An 18,651-nucleotide genomic window follows, 5' to 3' on the forward strand; every position below is an offset into this window, starting at 1 on the left:
CGCAAGACCAGGCCAATGCCTTAGAAACTTCGCTTCGCGATTTCCATCAGCACCAAAAAGAAGAACAGATGGCAGCACGAAAAGAATTTATGGCACAGCTGCCAAATCAGACGGGAATCTCCAAAGAAACGTTAAGACAGGTCTTTCCTGCTCCGCCGATGCGGATGAAACAACACATAGATACCATGGTCCAAGAAGGAAAAATTACTCGTGACCAAGGAGCTAAATTAGAAAGCGCCATGCAGGATTTCCATCAAAAAGAACACGCAAAATGGAAATCATTTATGAATCAGCTGCCCGATAAAACAGGAATTTCCAAGGAAACATTAAAAGAACTTTTCCACCATCCGGCACCTCCGCCTTCTCCGGAAAACTAATTTTTTCATATATTGATTTTACAGCTGCTCGCACTGCCATGAATATTATATTTCTTGGTAGTGCGAGTTTTTATATACTTAAAAAAGAGAACATTTTATATTAAATGATTTAAACGCATCTGCAATAAGTTGATACGCCCATTACAAATTATATCTTGACAATTTTTAATAATATATGGACAATAAAGATAATGTCTTTATTGTTAGGAGGTTTCACTGTGATCAAAGCCTTATGCGCCATTTATTTTATATGGGGTTTTAATTGGGTCGTCATGAAAGAAGCCAATTTTTTCTTTCCGCCTGTTGTATTTGTAGCATACCGTTTTGCCTTGGGCGCTGCAACATTATTACTCGTCACTATGTGGCTTCGTCTGCCGCCGCCACCCAGAAAATATTGGAAATGGATCATCCTTACCGGTATATTGCAAACCGCAGTTAATAATGTTGCCGCTCAAATTGGCATACAATCACTGGGAGCCGGGCTGGTTGCCGTACTAAACTACAGCATGCCCGTTTGGGTTGCTATTCTTGCACATTTTTTCCTTCATGAACATTTGACATTGCGAAAGATTCTAGGTATTGTCATTAGTATGACCGGTCTTTTTATTCTAATGAATATTAACACCGTTGGAAGCATCACCGCCATTTTACTCACATTGACCGGTGCTGTGGCTTGGGCCGTAGCGAATATCATTATGCGGCAGCAAAACCAAGTTATACAGCAAAGTACCCGCTGCGGAAATAAACCGGATTGCACTATTATTCAATATACTACTTGGCAGATGATTGCCGGTACGATATTACTCTTCATTTATATGGGATTCACGGATCAAGGAAGCGTACAATGGACACCTTTATCTATCGCGGTCCTTTTATATAATGGTATCCTTGCTTCGGCATTTGCCTTCTTTCTCTGGAATTATATTTTATCGCGTATGGAAGCAAGCAAAGCTTCTGTCGCAATTTTAGCCGTTCCCATTGTAGGTGTCATCTGCGGCATACTCTTTTTGGGAGAAGCCTTGACCATAACGACAACATTAGGCATGTCGCTTATTCTTATAGGAATCCTATTGATTGTTACACAAAAAAAAGCTGCCTGATGGCTGCAAAGGCGATATTTCTAAAAAACGGTACGCTTCCAGACGTATACTATATACATGACTTATTACATACTAATAAAAAAGGGGTTGGCACAATGAAAAATCTTGTGAAAAACTGTAAAATGGCTCTCATCCAAGCCGCACCGATTATATTTGACAAAACTGCTACGTTGGACAAAACTATAAAAAAAATTATGGACGCTGGAAAAAAAGGTGCACAATTCATCGTTTTTCCTGAATCATATATTCCTTGCTACCCCTACGGCATGACGTTTGGTTTTACCACTGGCAGCCGTACGGAAGAAGGCCGCACAGATTGGAAACGGTATTACGACAATTCTGTTATTGTACCCAGTGCTGATACTGAACGTATCGGCAAAGCCGCTGCTGCAGTACATGCCTATGTCAGCATAGGAATTACAGAACGGGATGCTGTCTCCTGCACACTGTACTGTACAAATCTCATTTTTTCTCCTGAGGGGGCTCTTATTGCTAAACACCGTAAAATTAAACCCACCGGAGCTGAACGGTATATCTGGGGAGATTCCCATGATCCTGATACCTATTTTCCTGTCATAGATACTCCATGGGGGCCTGTAGGCAGTCTTATTTGCTGGGAAAATTACATGCCATTGGCCCGTGCTGCCTTGTACCAAAAAGGAGTTTCTATTTATTTAGCCCCAAATACCAATGATAATCCGGAATGGCAGGATACCATCAAGCACATCGCAATAGAAGGACATTGTTATGTTATCAACGTTAACCAATATTTTACAAAAACCATGTATCCCGCCGATTTGCATTGCATTGAAGAACTTGCCGTCTTAAAAAATGATATTTGCATTGGTGGAAGCTGTGTTATTGATCCTCGCGGACATTATGTCAACGAACCTGTCTGGAATATAGAAGAAACCATTTGCGTGGATCTTGATATGGATACTGTACCTATGAGCCGTATGGAATTTGACGCGGCCGGGCATTATTCCCGACCGGATATATTAGAATTAGTCGTTCACGAAGATTAAATCAGACCCCCTTTATAATAAAAAAGAGAGCCGTCGCTGCCGTATATCATCTGTACCGCGGGAGGCATCTCTTTTTTTTTTGCCTAAAACATCGTACTCGTTCTACTCGTTATACCAGCCTACCGCCCGCACGGGTGAGCCCGAACCGGCCTCTATCTTCAGTGGTAATGCCATAAAGAAAAATTCCAGCGGTAATTTTTCTAAATTGGCAAGGTTCTCAATAATTGTGATTTCTTGCTTCAACAGAATTTCATGCGCAGGGAAATTCAAAGATCCATATTGATCTATCGACAATGCATCCGTGCCAACTCCCTTGATTTGTTTGTCTATCAGATACCTTGCTGCTTCTTCTGAAATACCAGGCCAATTTTTTAAAAATTTTGTCTTATCCTCCCAAAATTGATCCCAGCCAAAATGCAATACTACGATATCACCGGACCGAATTTGCATATACGCCGCTTCCCACTCTGCAATATCTTTTTTAGTAAGTAATCCGCATTTTCCGATCTGTGCTGCCTCTATTTTTACCGCATGTCCATAGAACTGCGGTAAAGGCATGCAATCTATCGAGTTTCCTTCCGCATAGCGGTGCCGCGGAGCATCTACATGAGTACCACTATGTTCATCTAATGATATCTCATAATGCATAAACAATTCTTCTTGTCCATCTATCTCCAAGGTTTTATGCCTATACGGCGGATCTGTCGGCCAAGAAGGCATGCCCTGCTTCATGGAATGGGTTAAATCAATAAGTACTGGGTGCGGTGTTACGGAAAACAGTATGTCACCTGCGTTCATGTACTATATTCCTCCTCTGTTCAATGATATTTGATATACTTCATTATACCTGACTTTTCAACTCATTATATTTTTTTGCGTTGCCATAGGCTTTATCTGCAGGATATTTTTTACCATTCTGCAGCATTTTATTGGAAATGATCTGTTCTATATCCGCATCTATTGCCTCAGCCATCAAAACACAATATATCAGAACATCTGCCAATTCCTCTTTCATCCGCTGTTGTTTTTCTTTTGCCTCCACATCCGTCCCCGTCCATTGAAAACACTCCAGTAATTCTGCAGCCTCTAAACTGATTGATAATGCAAGATCCTTGGGATTATGAAATTTTTTCCAATCTCGCTCTTCTGAAAATTGCAAGATCGAAGTTATGGTCTTATCTGAAATTCCGTTATTCATCATATCACACCTTCTTATTTCCTACTTTTTATATTGTTTCCACATATGATAAGTATCTGCCACCGTATCTTAATTTACTTATCCCTGTCCCTTTTTTGTATCTTGCTGCTGTTTTGCTCCAGCATACGATCCAATATATGTTTAGCTTCCTGAGGTACATGTTCCTTAATAACCCGGCTAACTGTATCATATCCTAATCGTTGTATATAATTAGCGCCAAAAGCTGCCGATATATCTAAATAATACTGGCACTGCGCTTCATTTACCGTCAGAAGAGAAATGCATTTTGTACGAAAAATAATGACTGCTTCTGTTAACAACTGTAAGCTTTCCAGCAGCGAGTCAGCAATAAGAGGCAAGAAGGCATTAAGTTCAAATTCTCCATGAGCCGCTGCCATAGTAATCGCCGTATCATTAGCCATAACTTTCATGGCACATTGCATAACCATTTCCGGAATAACCGGATTTACTTTCCCTGGCATAATAGTACTGCCCTGCTGCAAAGCTTGCAATTGTATTTCATGCAGTCCACCTTGCGGACCCGAATTCATCAGACGCAAATCATTTGCAATTTTCATGATATTTACAGCTAATGCTTTTATCAATCCGGATACTTCTACAAATACATCATTATTTTGCGTTATATCCATTGGATATTCTGCTGCGGCCAATCCTATATCCGTAATACGACGCAATTCTTCAATAACGCGAAAGCGGTATTGCCGTGAAGCATTCGTAGAAATCCCCACTGCCGTCCCCCCCAGATTGATCTGCCGCAGCCGCTCTTCCACTTTATATAACCGCCAACGATCTCGAGATATCGCCTGCGCGTACGCACCAAATTCTTCACCGACAGTAACCGGAACTGCATCCATCATTTCTGTTCGCCCCAATTTATGAACGTGTTCATATGCATTCTCTTTTTCCTGCAGGGCTGTTTGCAATTCTGCACAAGCTTGACTCAATTTTCTTAATAATTCAATTGCCGCAATGCGTAGTGCCGTAGGATATACATCATTCGTTGACTGTCCGCGGTTTACATCATCCAAAGGATGAATAATATCATATTGTCCGTAATTTTTTCCTAATTTTTTCAGCGCCGCATTCGCAACCACTTCATTGACATTCATATTTGTTGAAGTACCTGCTCCGCCCTGTAGCGCTTCTGTTGCAAAAGCATCATCATATTTCCCGTTCAAAATTTCATCGCAGGCAGATACAATTGCTTCATAAATACCCTTTTCCCGCACCTGCAAAGAACAATAGGTAAGCGCCGCTGCTTTTTTTACTTTAACGACCGCATAGATAAGCCGCATATTGGTTCTCTTATGATGGAGAGAAAAATTTTCCATCGCCCGCAAGGTATTAATGCCATAAGGCGCTGACTCAGATAATTTTTTTTCTCCTAAACTATCCTTTTCTATACGCATGTACCGGATCCTCCTATGCAATGACATCTGCCAGATAGGGAAATAACTGCAGGCTCCGTTTCAAAATCCCCTGCATGTAAGCAATCATAATTCCGTAATTTGTTATGGGTACCTGTTGGTCCTTCGCACATTTCATACGATATCGGACTTCCCTTTCATTTAACATACAGCCGCCGCAATGGACGATCAGCGCATAGGGAGACAAATCATCAGGAAATTCCATACCGCTGACAGTATGAATCTTTATATTTTTTCCTGTATAGTTCCGCAGCCAGCGCGGAATTTTAATGGTTCCAATATCATCACATTGCCGATGATGTGTACAGCCTTCGGCAATAAGAACCATATCTTCATCTTGAAGTTTTTCTACTGCCGCCACACCATGAACAGCCGATTCTAATAATCCTTTATGGCGAGCCATAAGTATAGAAAAAGATGTCAATGGAATATCCGGCGGTGTGTCGGCCGACACTTTCGCAAATACCTGACTGTCCGTAATAACTAATGCTGGTTTTTTCCCAAGATGGGCCAGCGTATCATGTAATTCATATTCTTTTACGACAATAGCCGCAGCATCCGCTTCCAATATATCTCGTATCGTCTGCTGCTGCGGCAATATCAAACGGCCTTTAGGGGCAGCTTTATCAATAGGAACCACCAAAACAACAAAATCAGAAGGATGAATTAAATCTCCGACAATCGTCAATTTTCCTTCTCTATCAGACCGCAAGGTACCTAGTCTTTCCTTTAGCTCGGAAATTCCCTGCTGATATAAGGCACTAACATATATTTGATCTTTTTCTGGTTCAACGGCCTTTTCCAATAAATCTAATTTGTTAAAAACAAGTACATATGCAATGTTTTTTTCTTTAATACGCTGCAGCAATGCTGCATCCGCGGCGGTCATTCCTTCTACTGCATCTACAACCAGAACTGCAATATCTGTCTTATTCAGTACTTGTCTGGTTTTTCGAATACGAAGTTCTCCGAGTGTTCCTTCATCATCAAATCCGGGAGTATCCACAATCATCACCGGACCTAACGGAAGCAATTCCATTGCTTTATAAACAGGATCAGTAGTCGTTCCCTTGGCAGCAGAAACAATTGCTAAATCCTGACCCGTCACAGCGTTGACTACACTGGATTTACCAGCATTGCGCCGGCCAAAAAAGGCAATGTGGATACGTTCACCAGAAGGGGTATCGTTTAGTCCCATATGTCTCTCTCCTTAACCATTTATATTTTTTGCAAATGTTTCAGCGTTTTTAATTAAATTGGGTATCTCTTTGCGAAACAACCGTCCAGAAAAAGCTTCATGAGGCAACGGAACAAATCGTGCCGTTGTCGGACAAATAGGATGATACAAAGGATCTGCAATAATCACATTATATGAAAACAGCAATTTTTCTAATTCACCTTCAGACATACCAATCCGATCTTCCGGCACCAACAACGCCGTTTCCGTATCCAAGGGACAAAACACGCGTGCTGCCGGTCCGCCGTTTTCTGCAATGGCCCATGCCAAAGAAGCACTGTAAACACTTTCACCGATAATAACGGTACCACTCTCGTCTACTCTGCGATTTCTGTAAGAAATCATATTCATTTTTTCTGCTGCGGCCTCCTTTAAATCGGATGCTACTTGTGCCGCCATCACCGATCCAAAAGGAACTCCGATAACATACGGTATAGAAAAGCGGTGCTGCAGAATTCTGGCAGCTTCTAATCCTGCATATGAAACCACCAAATTTACATCAGCCAACGAGGCTTGTGCAATGTTCTCAAGCGAACTTCCCATAGCCCAGGTACTTACTACGCGAAACCCACGTTCCCGCAGGACTTGCACCATAGATTGATCACTGCCATTAAAGGAAAAATCCAAAGGCGTAACTCCTAGTATATTGACTCCTAACGATTGTCGTGCTGCTGCAGAAGGCATATCTTTTACCAACGAGCCGTCAGCAGTATACTCAGCCTGCCAGCTACAGCTCCAGCGTTTGGGAGTAAACGGCGGCAATGTTTTTCCTACCGGATTTTCAACCATATGCGCGGCTAACATCGCAAAGGCCATAGATGCTCCTTTGACATACGAATGCATGCTGTTCGTCGGCAGCGCAACCGTCATAATCTCCGTTTTCTTTTGTACCAGTTTGGCTACAGCCTCCAAATCGGTGCCTATCATATAGGGAATCGGACTTTGCAAAACTGCAATAAATCGCGGTGATAGGTCTTGCGCCGCTGAAACAATATCATGAACCAGTTTATTATCATTCCCCATGACTGCATCCATTTCTGTCAGGCCTGAAATAAAAAACAGACTGTCCCTATCATACCAGCGAGGTTCATCATGCGTTGCATAAGTTGAGTTGCAACCTGATGGGTCATGAATAACGATCATGCCACCCAATTCAAATAAAGCCGAACACGCACCGAAAACATCGGCTGAATAAGATGACACACGCGCTATTGTTTGTTTCATCGACATGTTCGGCACCTCCATCCTTTAATTTGTATGTAATCACGGGCATCTTTTTCTTCTAAGAAAGCTTCTACCATACGTGCCGCCATATGACTAATGCCTGTAAATCCATAAAATCCACCGCATTCAGCAATATCAACAAAATGTCTTGTTCCTGTAAAATATGCCGCTTTTTGTCCTATAGCCAGCAACGGTTCTGTCGTATATCGGTCCATGACCCGCATCTTAGCATGAACGGTAGCATACAACATAAGATTGGGGTAGCATTGCTGTAAATATTCAAAATCAGCTTTATCTTCGCTAGGTATCGTATCTACATACATACGAGTTACGTTAAAACCATGATCCAAAAGCAGTCTCGCTAAACTAAACGGTCTGAAAGTAACCGCATAGTCAAGAGCAATTGCCGTATCTCCAATCACGTCTTTTGCTTTGGCCAGACTGCGTTCACACTGCAACATATTGGGACTGTAATCAAGATGCTGCACCCCTAAAAAATCGGCTAATTGGTATAACTCATTGCGAATTTCCAAACAGTCGAAACTCAACGGGATATATATATTTTTCTGTCCTAACGATTTTTCCATCTGTTGGCCGCCATATATCATCTGCGGATTATAAGAAATATTTACAGCACTCTTTCCCATTTCCAAATACTCTTCATATGTCCTGCACAGTGTCAAATCTCTCAGAATAAATCCATTGTCTTTAATAAGACGGACAAGTTCACTATCTTCACTTGTCGGTAAATTATTACCAATGATATTAACAGATTTCCAATCATGTTCTTGTGGTGTTAAAAAATGATATAACTGCCAGCGCGTCCTTGCTTCTGCCGTAAGTCCGCTTTTCCTCATAATAGGATCCATATAGCATTCACCAAAACCGATATCCGGATAACGGCGCTGTAATTGAACATAGACAGCGCTCATATCGCACCCCATAAAACGATGAATACAGGCAGGGTAAATAAACATTACCTTAGGCCGCCGCGGCAGGCGATCCAAAATATCTCCCACGCCGTCTATAATCAAATTCTCCATAGAGCCATCCATCAAGTTATGTTCCTCTACTAAAATAGAAGAAAAGCGATCCATAGCTCCCATTTCCGCAGCAGTAAGTACAACTCCACGCAGACAGCCGGCAGCACAAATATAAACTTGGTGCGATTCAGGCACAAGCATATTTGTATGAACAATATTCCACGTTCCCCGTGCAGGAGGCGTATATTCCAGTCCAGATTCAAACGGATTCGGATATACCGCTTCCTTGATTTTAACCGCGGCTCCCTGCATATCAACAGCTTTGCCAATTCGCGTTAACATAGACTACCTCCTTTTTTGCGCTTCTTTATATATTGCTGCTGCCAGTATCCGGTATTCTTCCGCCATGCTACTTGCCGGATAGGCTTCAATGACTGTCTTATGAAGTTCTTCTGCTTCTTGTACCACTGTACTGCGGCTTAAACTTCCTATAACCGCAGAGTGAATATCTGATGCCAATTCCAAGACCTTCTCTTCTTCATGTTTTACGTTGCGGCTATTTAAAATAATACCTGCGAGTCTGGCATATCCACGATCTTTAAAATTTTCTAATGCCATTGCAATATTAGCAGCCGCATGGATCGCCATATTTTCTCCTGAAGTGATGATAAATACAGCATCAGCATATCCTTTACGCATTGGCATGGAAAAACCACCGCATACTACATCTCCCAGAACATCATACATAACAATATCCGGTTTATATATATCATACGCTCCTTTTTCCTTTAACTTTTCCAATGCCGCAATAATTCCGCGACCGGCACAGCCCATCCCCGGAGCAGGGCCACCCGCTTCAACGCACACTACTCCTTTATATCCTTTAACCGTCATATCTTTCAGCGAAAATGCATCCCCTTTCTGACGAATCAAATCAAGGATCGTAGGAATCGCTGCCTGTCCATGAAGGCTATTTGTAGAATCCGCTTTTGGGTCACAGCCAATCTGCATGACTCGAAGACCTCTGTCAGCAAGTGCTGCCGCTATATTGGAAACAGTCGTAGATTTTCCAATGCCGCCCTTGCCATAAACTGCAATTTTTATCATAGTTATATCCTCACCATTTGATTACTTTAACAAATTCGGGGCAAAAGCTCTCCTCCCGGCGGAGGCAGCATCGTCTCTGTTCCTATTTCTGTTTTCATGATTACACGCCCAGCCAGCTCCGCGGTTACTTCACCAATAATAGCTGCATTTTTTGAATATGTTCCTTTATGTAATGTTTCCAATAATGCCGCCGCCTCTTCTTTAGGTGCAAATACGACCAAACGTCCTTCGCACGCCAAATAAAGCGGTTCCAAACCCAACATGCCGCAAACACCGGATACCGCTTTATCAATAGGAATAGCTGCCGCATCCAGACGAATGCCTATATTACTTTGTTCCGCTATTTCATAAAGCACGGTTCCCACACCACCACGAGTAGCATCACGAATAACATGAATGTTTTTGGTTGTATCAAACATCGTTTTTACAGTTCCCCATAAAGGTGCACAATCACTCGTTACATCTGCTTTAATGCCATAGGTATCCCGAGCCAGAAGAATAGTACAACCGTGCCGCCCTACATCACCTGTCACGATCACCGCATCACCAGGACGGGCAAAAGTTCCCGAAGTATGACAGCCTTGCATGACGCGGCCTATACCTGTCGTCGTAATAAAAAGATTATCTACTTGTCCTTTTCCTGCTACTTTGGTATCTCCTGCTACAATTCGTACACCCGCTTCATTAGCTGTTTTTTCCATTGCCGCCGCATACGCCTCTACCTTTGCTAAGGAAAAGCCTTCTTCAATAACAAAAGCACAAGATAAGTACAACGGCTGTGCTCCCATGCATGCCAGATCGTTGACCGTGCCGCAAACACTTAATTTCCCAATATTCCCCCCTGGAAATTCAGGCGGCGATACAATAAAGCCATCCGTAGTAAAAGCTAACTGATTTCCATCTATTTGTAAAACGGCTGCATCATCACCTGTAAATTCAGGGTTTGAAAAATGAGTTTTAAATACTTTTTCTATTAACTCTGCCGTTTTTTTACCGCCGGCACCGTGTGCAAGTGTAACTATTTCATCCATGATGTATCCCTCCATATTGATAGAATGCCGAGCAAGCTCCTTCATGGGAAACCATGCAGGCTCCTACCGGATGTTCCGGAGTGCAGGTCTTGCCAAAAAGTATGCAGCCGTCAGGATAACACTTCCCCTGTAATACTTCACCGCAGCGGCAAGCAGTATTGCTGTGTCCCACAAGTTTCGGCATAGTATACTTAATTCTAGCATCAAACGTTTCATATGCCGCTCTCAGCTTAAGGCCTGATTGTAGAATAGTCCCTAACCCCCGCCATTCCGCATCACAAGGTTCCATGACCTCTTCCATTACCTGTTGTGCCGCTTTGCTCCCTGCCGCGGTAACTACGCGCGGATAGCAGTTTTTAAAAAATGCTTTTCCTTCTCGGTGTTTTATAATAATAACCGCCAGCGCCGTCACTATTTCCTTTGCCGTAAAACCAGTAATGACACCGGATATACCTTCTCTTACCAGTTCTTCACAAGAAGTTGTACCCATAACTGCATGAACATGTCCGGGATATAAAAAAGCATCGGCACTGCCTTTTAGCGTCTGATATGCTTGCGGCATTGTCTTATTCGCTGTCAGCAGAGAAAAATTTTCAAGATGATTCTGCTTGGCTTTTCTTACAGCAAGACAACTAGCCGGTGTTGTCGTTTCAAAACCTACTGATAAGAATACAACTTGCTCTGTTTTATGTTTTTCAGCATATAGGTATGCATCCATCGGAGAATATACGACTTCCACTCTCGCCCCTTCGCTGCGTGCCTTCGCAAGACTGCCGACTGTACCTGGTACTCGTACCAAATCTCCAAATGTACAAATTGTAACCTGTCGCTTTTGTGCCAAAAAAACAGCTTCATCAATAAAATTTACAGGCGTAACGCAAACGGGACAGCCCGGACCGGAGATAAGTTTTATGTTATCCGGCAAAAGACTGCGTATTCCCAATCTGAAAATTTCATGCGTATGAGTACCACAAACCTCCATAATACGAATTGCAGGTCCGTTGTATGTTTCTATGATTTCTCTTGCTGTCTTTTTTTCATCCTTCATAATTCCTCCATGATACGATCTGTTTCATTCTCATCATTGTTGGTTATTTTAGCAATGGCCAGTCCTGCATGCACCATAACGTAGTCACCGGGATCTAAGTCATCAAGAAGTTCCGCTGAAATTTCACGTTTGGCTCCTGATGCATCAACTAAGGCAATTCCGTCTTTTATTCTTATTACACGCGCTGGTAATCCTACACACATAGTCCCCGTCTCCTTATCTATTCTGTATATACTGCATTGCCGCAACCGCTTGTCCCAGAGAAATTCCCCCATCATTAGGCGGCAGCAGGCTATGCTTCAAAACACGAAATTCATAGTCCTGCAGTCCTTTATCACACATCCGCAGCAACAGCCGGTTCTGAAAAACACCGCCGCTTAGTGCTACTGTTGCAATTCCCGTATCTGCACGAACTTTTTTACAAGCTTTAATAATCATATCTGCCAATATTCTATGAAAAATATATGCTAAACATCCAGTCGGCCATCTGGCCAATATTCCTTCCGCCATATGCCGTACCAATTCATTGGTAGGTAAATAAAATATCCCATTCTGCAATTTCAAATCATACCGATGCAGTAGTTCCGGTTCCTTGTGTTTCCTTTTCCATCTCTCTGCCGCAAATTGCAAAGTCATGGAAGCTTCCCCTTCAAAAGTTGAGCTTCTGCATATGCCTAAGATAGCACTTACCGCATCAAAAAGGCGTCCGGCACTAGTAGAGCGGATACTGTTTATATGATTATCAGCCATAAAACATTGCGCCATTAGATTATTTTCATCACAAAGCGCTAGTTGTCGTATACTTTTCTCAAAAATCTCACTATTTCCAAACATACTGTACAACATAGATATGGCAATACGCCACCCTTCCTTAACAGCAATATCCCCGCCTCTCTGCATAAATGGTTCTATCGCACCCCGCCGGGTAAACCCAGTATAATCGGCAGTTAATATTTCTCCCCCCCAAATAGTTCCATCTGTACCAAATCCGGTACCATCGAAGGCTACGCCGATAACAGGTTCCGAATACTTATTTTCAGCCATACAAGAAAGTATATGCGCATAATGGTGTTGTACAGAAAATACGGGAAGCCCTAACTCCCCTGCAATAATTGTCGTATTATAACGAGGATGCATATCACAAGCTACTATACTTGGTTTTACTTCCAGCAAGGTCTCCATCCGCACTATTGATTCACGTAACGCTTTCATCGTTCTGACATCCGTCATATCACCTACATAGGGCGATGGGTAAAATAAATTGTTTTTACCAAGGCAAAAAGTATTTTTCAATTCTCCGCCTATCCCCAGAACTTGACCTTTATACTGACGGGAAAGAATAAACGGCAACGGTGCATATCCGCGGGATCGACGAATCATATATGGTTTTCCATCATAAAAATCCATTACGGAATCATCCACACTAAGACGAATTTTGCGATTGTGTGATATGACAAGATCACACATATGTACTACTTCACGCCGTACGTCTATATCCGTACGGCAAATAGGTGCTCCCGATTCGTTAGCACTGGTCATGACAAGAATGTCCGGCATACTCATCTCATCATCATAGGTAAACAGCAATAGCTGCAATGGTGCATACGGAAGCATAACCCCTATCTTTGGATTTCCCGGTGCAATTTGCTGACAAATTTTCCCTCCTGTTTTTTTATCTAATAATACAATGGGTTTTTGATGTCCTGTCAATACCGCTTCTTGATCAGCGTGTATGTCACATTCGGTCCGTACGACATCCAAATTCTTTATCATAACGGCAAACGGCTTTATCGGGCGTTTTTTTAGTCTGCGCAAGCGGCAGACTGCAGCTTCATTCGTAGCATCACAGCTTAGATGAAAGCCCCCGATTCCTTTAATAGCAATAATTCCGCCATTGCTGATAACGCGTCTGGCTTCTGTAATAGCACTGGATCCTCGTTCATGGCGATCCATAAGATATACTTCAGGGCCGCATTTCTTGCAGCACACCGGCTGGGCATCATATCGCCGGGTTTCCGGATGTGTATATTCATATGTACAGTCTGCACACATGGGAAATTCCCCCATACTTGTCCGTTCTCTATCATAAGGCATAGCGTCAAGAATTGTAAGCCGCGGTCCACAAGCTGTACAGTTAATAAAAGGGTGCAAATAACGGCGATTTTTTTTATCAAAAAGTTCTTTTTTACAAGCATCACAAATGCCAATATCCGGTGAAACAAAAATATCTCCTTTTTCTTTCGTGCTCTCTATAATATCAAACGAACTATATGTCTTAACTCCTTCTGCTTTCTCTCTATCAATTTTTAAAATTGCAGCACGCGGGGGAGGATTATGCTGCAATTCATCATAAAAGGACTGCAGCGCTTTCTTTTCTCCTTGTGCCATAATTTCCACATATGACCCCTTATTGCAAACACATCCCCGAATATGATTTGCTGCTGCGGTTCGACTGACAAACGGACGGAATCCTACTCCTTGGACAATACCAAAAACGCGTATCATTTGTGTTGTCCTCACGGCTCTCTTCACATCCTTCCAGATACAGCAAAGTGCGGCAATTCCAAGTACATTCCCATAAAATGCTTTAACGCCTTTCGGAATAAGCCATCGCCTATGACGATATCATATGTCTGATTATCGGCTAACTGGATAAAATCCTCTTCTTCCCGAAGTGCTATATCATACGGTTCCTTCAATGCCGCATTAAGCATAAACCATGAAGCCACTGTAACGGCAGACGCCCCTGCTTCTAACAATTGCTGCCGCAGTGCATTGGCTAAAATTTGCTGATGCACGATCAAAATTTTTTTTCCGGTGAAATCACATACCCAATTTTTTTTCAAAACTGGATATGCAGTCGTATATGGGGTGCCAAATTTTTTTTCTAAATACACGGCAGCAGCCATACCTGCCGGTGCTATAACAAGATTTTTGGCCACCACCCCGGCTTGCTGTATATTACTCAACCCATTTCTCCCATATATAAGAACTCTTGACCAACCTTGTCCGATCAACATGTTCTCAATATGTAAAGGATCTTCTAAACAGGTCATATCGAGAGGTGTAGCTCCAATAACTCCTACCGTCTCCGGTTGTATCGGTCCAGAAGCAGCTGCGAATGTACGAAATAGTTCCAGATAGGCTTTTTCTATTCCCACATCATATAAATTCATACCCGTTGTATCAACCGTCATAACGGGTAATCTCAGTTTTTTTTCTGCCATGCGCCGCAGCGCTTGATAATCTGTTCCAATAACTGCCGGTACCGGCGTACCTACGAAAACCGCAAACATAGCATTTGTATCCGCTGCTGCCGCACACAATTTTTCCACAAGAAGCGTATCCCGGCCAAGAATAGCATCCATATCTCGTAAACCCGCACTAAAAATCGCACTTTTTTTTCCAAACCAGCGCGGTTCATCAAATCCGCAAACATTGCCGGCACATCCGCCGGCATCTACAATAACAACAATTCCTCCCAATCCATAAAATACGGAACAAGCACCTGACTGATCTGGTGCAAAAGGAGAAATGTATTTCCATAGTCCTTTCATTGCAAATCTCCTCCTTCTGTATCTAGTGCTTCCTGCAATTTCTTGAAAAGTTTCGTTACCCCAGCATATCCAAAAGGTTGTTCTTCTTCTGTCCATAAAACATGTACCGCATGAGGATGATAATATGCTGCATCCTTGCCCACGGTAACGTGAATACGATTCCCTGTATCCTCATAATACAACATCGATGGCGATAGGTTGGAAAATACACGGGTATTGGGGCTCAGCGCAGCCAGCTGTTTAAGAAATACATAATCTTCCGTCCCTAAATTACTGTATATTTCAGCAACACAAAGGCCATATCTGACAAGCGCTAACGCTAGTTCAAAAGAATTTCCATTCATCATTTCCCCAACAGCAAATATCACATTTTTATGAGACTGTACAAATTTCGTTACCGCATTCCGTGCCTCTGCAGCATAAATTGAATCATCAATCACTGTTCCTAATGTTTTTGCAAGAATATAATACTGTTTCTGAATTTTGTCTATCTGATACATACGTGTCAGTTCAATACTGGGAATACCCAATTTCTCTTGTAAATCCTGAGCCGCAAGGCGTGATTCCGGATGAAGAATCAGATTAAAATTAGCCGCTGCCATACTTTTGTATTCTTCGATCGTTTTACATCGAGAAAGTTCATTTATCTTTTTAATTCCCATTTGTCGTAAAAGAGGATATATTTCACATTCATTCATCAACGGTGAGAAATATCCTAAAATATTAACCATACTTGCTTGTTTTTCTCTCTTTTCCAAAAGAGAATATACAGCTTGACGTACTGCAACCATAGGCGGTTTACGGCCTTCACGTGTCAATGCATACATATAGCAAGGCACAACAGGTATCCCCACATACATTGCCGCTTTTCGGCATACTCGTTCCATATCCGTCCCTAAAAGAGCATCCACGCAAGTCATACAAATCATGACAACCGTTGGCAGCGTGTCCAATGCTTCACACACTTCTTTTACCGCTTGTGGTATTTTCGTCAAATGGCGGCCTGTCACAATATCGGTTTCATCCATAATATAAAAGAAAAATCGATCACTATACCCACTCATTTCACTAAGTATAGTGGTATTTCTGCCACAACAACCCGGCCCGATAAGAAGCATAACCGATCCCGGAATAGCTAGCCCTGCCCGTTTTACGCCAAATCCCTCTGCTCCGGGAGAATTAAATGCAAGTGCAGCCGGTGAATTATAAATAAGATGCGTTGAAGAAATACATTCTTCTGGAATATTGTTACGGCCTCGTTCTACTAATTCTTTTATAGTAATAGAATAGGGTTTATTCTTCATATCCTGTTTCCTCATGTTCCCATAATACTCGTGCTATTCGTAAAAATATTTTACTAATGGGCAGACTATCATCTCCCTCAATAACAGTTTTTCCCATATCTTCAAACCGAGTTATATCATCATTGCGCGGAACATCTCCAATAATCTCTAAGTTACGCTCTGCCGCAAAACTTCGTACTTTATGTTCCTCATCAACAATATCACGGCGATTCAGTATAATTCCCCGTACGCTGGCATAGCTGCGGTCAGCAAAATTATTTACAGCTTCGTTAATATTATCGGCAGCATATAGCGCCATTTTTTCTCCTGAAGTAACAATAATAACTTCATCAGCATAACCGGCTCGGAGAGGTGCAGCAAAGCCACCGCAAACCACATCGCCTAATACGTCATATAAGACAACATCAGGCTTAAATCGTTCAAAAAGGCCTAAATCTTCCAATAAGCTAAACGTAGCAATAATTCCTCGTCCTGCACAACCTAATCCAGGCGTCGGTCCTCCGGTTTCAATACATAAAACTCCACCAAATCCAATCTTAGAAATATCTTCAATTTGTTCTGGATCTTCATCAAACTCTCGGATATAATTCATAACGGGTTGTACCGGATTTCCCCCTAACAAATTAAATGTAGAATCCGCTTTAGGGTCACAGCCAATTTGAATAACTCGTTTTCCTAGTTTGGAAAACGCTGCCGATAAGTTGCTAGTTATTGTTGATTTACCAATACCGCCCTTACCATATATTGCAATTTTTAACATAATAGTCTCCTTCTGCTTTTATTCAGGCAGTTTTGCATACGTAGTTTTAATACTTACATTAGGAATCATCCCTAATTTTCCGGATAAAGCACTAATTGCCGTCTGCGGGGCATCCATAACAATACTAATGACAGATACCTTCCGCTGCTGGTAAGGAATTCCCATACGCCCAATAATATATTGGCTATATTCGTGCAAAATACTGTTTAACTTAGTGACTGATTCTGGACTGCTAACAATAATTCCAATTAACGCAACTCTGGTTTCCATAGGAAAACACGCTCCTTAAAAAATTAAAACCCCGTACGAAAGTACGGGGATAGCATACGACAAAACTATTCACTCGACTTTCTGCGCAGGAACAACTGTCCTTTGCAAATTCAGTACGATGCATTTATCCATTTTGGTTTACCGTCAGACGAATCTTCAAGTGTACCGTATTTAAGTTAAGTATATCATGGCAGAATACTCTTTTAAAGCAATTTTAACTATTTTCGTTTATTTTCTCTAACAGCCATTCTTTCAAAACAACTGCATTATTACATATTTCATTTTTTGCAGCATAGACAAGCGTTACATTTCCTTCGGCAAGTTTCTCCCGGCATAAGTCAATAAATGAAGATACTTCTGGATTTTTTTCTAATTCCATCACATATGCTTCTTTAAAATCTAAAAAATAATTCTCTCCATGAAACGTTTTTCGCAATTCTTGTGAAGGTGAAATATTTTTAGCCCATAATTCACAATGCAATCGTTCTTTAGTAATACCGCGCGGCCATAATCGATCTACTAAAATCCGGTATCCATCGCACTCATCATAAAATGCATATGCTCGTTTTAATTTAAGTTCACTTATTACCATTGTAGTCCATTCCTTTCTACACTATATATAAAAGAATATCACGAGGAATGAAAAAGCTCAATATCCAGACAAAAAAAACACCAGCATACCATTACGGCATGCTGGCTTTCAATCAGCGGCTTCCTATCCTCCCAGGGCGCTTCCACCCAAGTACTTTCGGCGTTTGCGGGCTTAACTGCTGTGTTCGGCATGGGAACAGGTGGATCCCCGCAGCTATCGCTACTGAATTATTCAGGGTCATACCCTGACAACCACAAAGAAAAGTATCTGCGAATCAAAGGCCATACATAGTCTTGCATACTTGTTTAAGTCAAGTCCTCGGTCTATTAGTACCGGTCCGCTCCATACATCACTGTACTTCCACTCCCGGCCTATCAACCACATCGTCTC

At 42.0% G+C, this 18,651-nt stretch carries 19 protein-coding genes and 2 rRNA genes; 3 read left to right on the top strand and 18 right to left on the bottom strand.

Annotated features, from left to right (window positions below; all coding sequences use genetic code 11):
• The 3 genes from BLR11_RS14175 to BLR11_RS12730 all read left to right on the top strand — a co-directional run.
• Positions 1-377, top strand: a 377-nt coding sequence (locus BLR11_RS14175; RefSeq protein WP_176762993.1) for a hypothetical protein, incomplete at its 5' end; no start/stop codon positions are given.
• A 218-nt stretch (positions 378-595) separates the two neighbouring features.
• On the top strand, positions 596-1,477 hold the full coding sequence (locus BLR11_RS12725; RefSeq protein WP_091652777.1) for a DMT family transporter: 882 nt from the start codon (positions 596-598) through the stop codon (positions 1,475-1,477).
• Positions 1,478-1,572: 95 nt separating this feature from the next.
• Positions 1,573-2,502 (top strand): carbon-nitrogen hydrolase family protein, encoded by a 930-nt coding sequence (locus BLR11_RS12730; RefSeq protein WP_091652811.1) that lies wholly within the window; start codon positions 1,573-1,575, stop codon positions 2,500-2,502.
• A gap of 102 nt (positions 2,503-2,604) precedes the next feature.
• On the opposite strand, the gene BLR11_RS12735 is transcribed toward BLR11_RS12730, so the two are convergent.
• The 18 genes from BLR11_RS12735 to BLR11_RS12820 all read right to left on the bottom strand — a co-directional run.
• Positions 2,605-3,300 (bottom strand): cyclase family protein, encoded by a 696-nt coding sequence (locus BLR11_RS12735; protein WP_091652780.1) that lies wholly within the window; start codon positions 3,298-3,300, stop codon positions 2,605-2,607.
• Positions 3,301-3,343: 43 nt separating this feature from the next.
• On the bottom strand, positions 3,344-3,703 hold the full coding sequence (locus tag BLR11_RS12740; RefSeq protein ID WP_245675173.1) for a nucleotide pyrophosphohydrolase: 360 nt from the start codon (positions 3,701-3,703) through the stop codon (positions 3,344-3,346).
• Between the two features lie 71 nt (positions 3,704-3,774).
• Complete coding sequence (locus BLR11_RS12745) at positions 3,775-5,130, bottom strand: aspartate ammonia-lyase (protein WP_176762995.1); 1,356 nt, start codon at positions 5,128-5,130, stop codon at positions 3,775-3,777.
• A gap of 13 nt (positions 5,131-5,143) precedes the next feature.
• Positions 5,144-6,346: a [FeFe] hydrogenase H-cluster maturation GTPase HydF gene (hydF, locus tag BLR11_RS12750; protein ID WP_091652783.1), complete on the bottom strand. Its 1,203-nt coding sequence runs from the start codon at positions 6,344-6,346 to the stop codon at positions 5,144-5,146.
• Between the two features lie 12 nt (positions 6,347-6,358).
• Positions 6,359-7,615: a nitrogenase component 1 gene (locus BLR11_RS12755; RefSeq protein ID WP_218118818.1), complete on the bottom strand. Its 1,257-nt coding sequence runs from the start codon at positions 7,613-7,615 to the stop codon at positions 6,359-6,361.
• On the bottom strand, positions 7,606-8,934 hold the full coding sequence (locus BLR11_RS12760) for a nitrogenase component 1 (protein WP_091652785.1): 1,329 nt from the start codon (positions 8,932-8,934) through the stop codon (positions 7,606-7,608). The genes BLR11_RS12755 and BLR11_RS12760 overlap by 10 nt, the downstream gene beginning before the upstream one ends.
• A 3-nt stretch (positions 8,935-8,937) precedes the next feature.
• Positions 8,938-9,699, bottom strand: a complete 762-nt coding sequence (locus tag BLR11_RS12765; protein ID WP_091652788.1) for a nucleotide-binding protein — start codon at positions 9,697-9,699, stop codon at positions 8,938-8,940.
• A 26-nt stretch (positions 9,700-9,725) separates the two neighbouring features.
• The gene (gene hypE / locus BLR11_RS12770) at positions 9,726-10,730 is read right to left on the bottom strand and encodes a hydrogenase expression/formation protein HypE (RefSeq protein WP_091652790.1); all 1,005 of its coding nucleotides are present in this window, start codon (positions 10,728-10,730) and stop codon (positions 9,726-9,728) included.
• Positions 10,723-11,778 carry a hydrogenase formation protein HypD gene (gene hypD, locus BLR11_RS12775; protein ID WP_176762996.1) on the bottom strand — a complete coding sequence of 352 codons (1,056 nt, stop codon included), beginning with the start codon at positions 11,776-11,778 and terminating at the stop codon, positions 10,723-10,725. The genes hypE and hypD overlap by 8 nt, the downstream gene beginning before the upstream one ends.
• Positions 11,775-11,981, bottom strand: a complete 207-nt coding sequence (locus BLR11_RS12780) for a HypC/HybG/HupF family hydrogenase formation chaperone (RefSeq protein ID WP_091652796.1) — start codon at positions 11,979-11,981, stop codon at positions 11,775-11,777. The genes hypD and BLR11_RS12780 overlap by 4 nt, the downstream gene beginning before the upstream one ends.
• Before the next feature lie 13 nt (positions 11,982-11,994).
• On the bottom strand, positions 11,995-14,283 hold the full coding sequence (gene hypF / locus BLR11_RS12785) for a carbamoyltransferase HypF (RefSeq protein WP_091652798.1): 2,289 nt from the start codon (positions 14,281-14,283) through the stop codon (positions 11,995-11,997).
• Positions 14,284-14,306: 23 nt separating this feature from the next.
• Positions 14,307-15,335 carry a nitrogenase component 1 gene (locus BLR11_RS12790; protein ID WP_091652801.1) on the bottom strand — a complete coding sequence of 343 codons (1,029 nt, stop codon included), beginning with the start codon at positions 15,333-15,335 and terminating at the stop codon, positions 14,307-14,309.
• On the bottom strand, positions 15,332-16,639 hold the full coding sequence (locus tag BLR11_RS12795) for a nitrogenase component 1 (RefSeq protein WP_091652803.1): 1,308 nt from the start codon (positions 16,637-16,639) through the stop codon (positions 15,332-15,334). The genes BLR11_RS12790 and BLR11_RS12795 overlap by 4 nt, the downstream gene beginning before the upstream one ends.
• The gene (locus BLR11_RS12800; RefSeq protein ID WP_091652806.1) at positions 16,629-17,399 is read right to left on the bottom strand and encodes a nucleotide-binding protein; all 771 of its coding nucleotides are present in this window, start codon (positions 17,397-17,399) and stop codon (positions 16,629-16,631) included. The genes BLR11_RS12795 and BLR11_RS12800 overlap by 11 nt, the downstream gene beginning before the upstream one ends.
• An 18-nt stretch (positions 17,400-17,417) precedes the next feature.
• Entirely contained in the window at positions 17,418-17,669 is a 252-nt protein-coding gene (locus BLR11_RS12805; RefSeq protein ID WP_091652808.1) for a TM1266 family iron-only hydrogenase system putative regulator, read from the bottom strand.
• A gap of 214 nt (positions 17,670-17,883) precedes the next feature.
• Positions 17,884-18,261 carry a DUF488 domain-containing protein gene (locus BLR11_RS12810; protein ID WP_218118819.1) on the bottom strand — a complete coding sequence of 126 codons (378 nt, stop codon included), beginning with the start codon at positions 18,259-18,261 and terminating at the stop codon, positions 17,884-17,886.
• A gap of 110 nt (positions 18,262-18,371) precedes the next feature.
• Positions 18,372-18,488 (bottom strand): 5S ribosomal RNA (gene rrf / locus BLR11_RS12815).
• A gap of 79 nt (positions 18,489-18,567) precedes the next feature.
• Positions 18,568-18,651: ribosomal RNA gene (locus BLR11_RS12820) — 23S ribosomal RNA — on the bottom strand; the annotation flags it as partial.

This window comes from Megasphaera paucivorans, from assembly GCF_900103535.1.
GTDB classification, from domain to species: Bacteria; Bacillota; Negativicutes; order Veillonellales; family Megasphaeraceae; genus Megasphaera_A; species Megasphaera_A paucivorans.

Bases quoted from the DNA above. Each gene is read 5' to 3' on its own strand.
- BLR11_RS12730 (WP_091652811.1), top strand. From the start codon at position 1,573: ATGAAAAATCTTGTGAAAAACTGTAAAATGGCTCTCATCCAAGCCGCA.
- BLR11_RS12735 (WP_091652780.1), bottom strand. From the start codon at position 3,300: ATGAACGCAGGTGACATACTGTTTTCCGTAACACCGCACCCAGTACTT.
- BLR11_RS12740 (WP_245675173.1), bottom strand. From the start codon at position 3,703: ATGATGAATAACGGAATTTCAGATAAGACCATAACTTCGATCTTGCAA.
- BLR11_RS12745 (WP_176762995.1), bottom strand. From the start codon at position 5,130: ATGCGTATAGAAAAGGATAGTTTAGGAGAAAAAAAATTATCTGAGTCA.
- hydF (WP_091652783.1), bottom strand. From the start codon at position 6,346: ATGGGACTAAACGATACCCCTTCTGGTGAACGTATCCACATTGCCTTT.
- BLR11_RS12755 (WP_218118818.1), bottom strand. From the start codon at position 7,615: ATGTCGATGAAACAAACAATAGCGCGTGTGTCATCTTATTCAGCCGAT.
- BLR11_RS12760 (WP_091652785.1), bottom strand. From the start codon at position 8,934: ATGTTAACGCGAATTGGCAAAGCTGTTGATATGCAGGGAGCCGCGGTT.
- BLR11_RS12765 (WP_091652788.1), bottom strand. From the start codon at position 9,699: ATGATAAAAATTGCAGTTTATGGCAAGGGCGGCATTGGAAAATCTACG.
- hypE (WP_091652790.1), bottom strand. From the start codon at position 10,730: ATGGATGAAATAGTTACACTTGCACACGGTGCCGGCGGTAAAAAAACG.
- hypD (WP_176762996.1), bottom strand. From the start codon at position 11,778: ATGAAGGATGAAAAAAAGACAGCAAGAGAAATCATAGAAACATACAAC.
- BLR11_RS12780 (WP_091652796.1), bottom strand. From the start codon at position 11,981: ATGTGTGTAGGATTACCAGCGCGTGTAATAAGAATAAAAGACGGAATT.
- hypF (WP_091652798.1), bottom strand. From the start codon at position 14,283: ATGATACGCGTTTTTGGTATTGTCCAAGGAGTAGGATTCCGTCCGTTT.
- BLR11_RS12790 (WP_091652801.1), bottom strand. From the start codon at position 15,335: ATGAAAGGACTATGGAAATACATTTCTCCTTTTGCACCAGATCAGTCA.
- BLR11_RS12795 (WP_091652803.1), bottom strand. From the start codon at position 16,639: ATGAAGAATAAACCCTATTCTATTACTATAAAAGAATTAGTAGAACGA.
- BLR11_RS12800 (WP_091652806.1), bottom strand. From the start codon at position 17,399: ATGTTAAAAATTGCAATATATGGTAAGGGCGGTATTGGTAAATCAACA.
- BLR11_RS12805 (WP_091652808.1), bottom strand. From the start codon at position 17,669: ATGGAAACCAGAGTTGCGTTAATTGGAATTATTGTTAGCAGTCCAGAA.
- BLR11_RS12810 (WP_218118819.1), bottom strand. From the start codon at position 18,261: ATGGTAATAAGTGAACTTAAATTAAAACGAGCATATGCATTTTATGAT.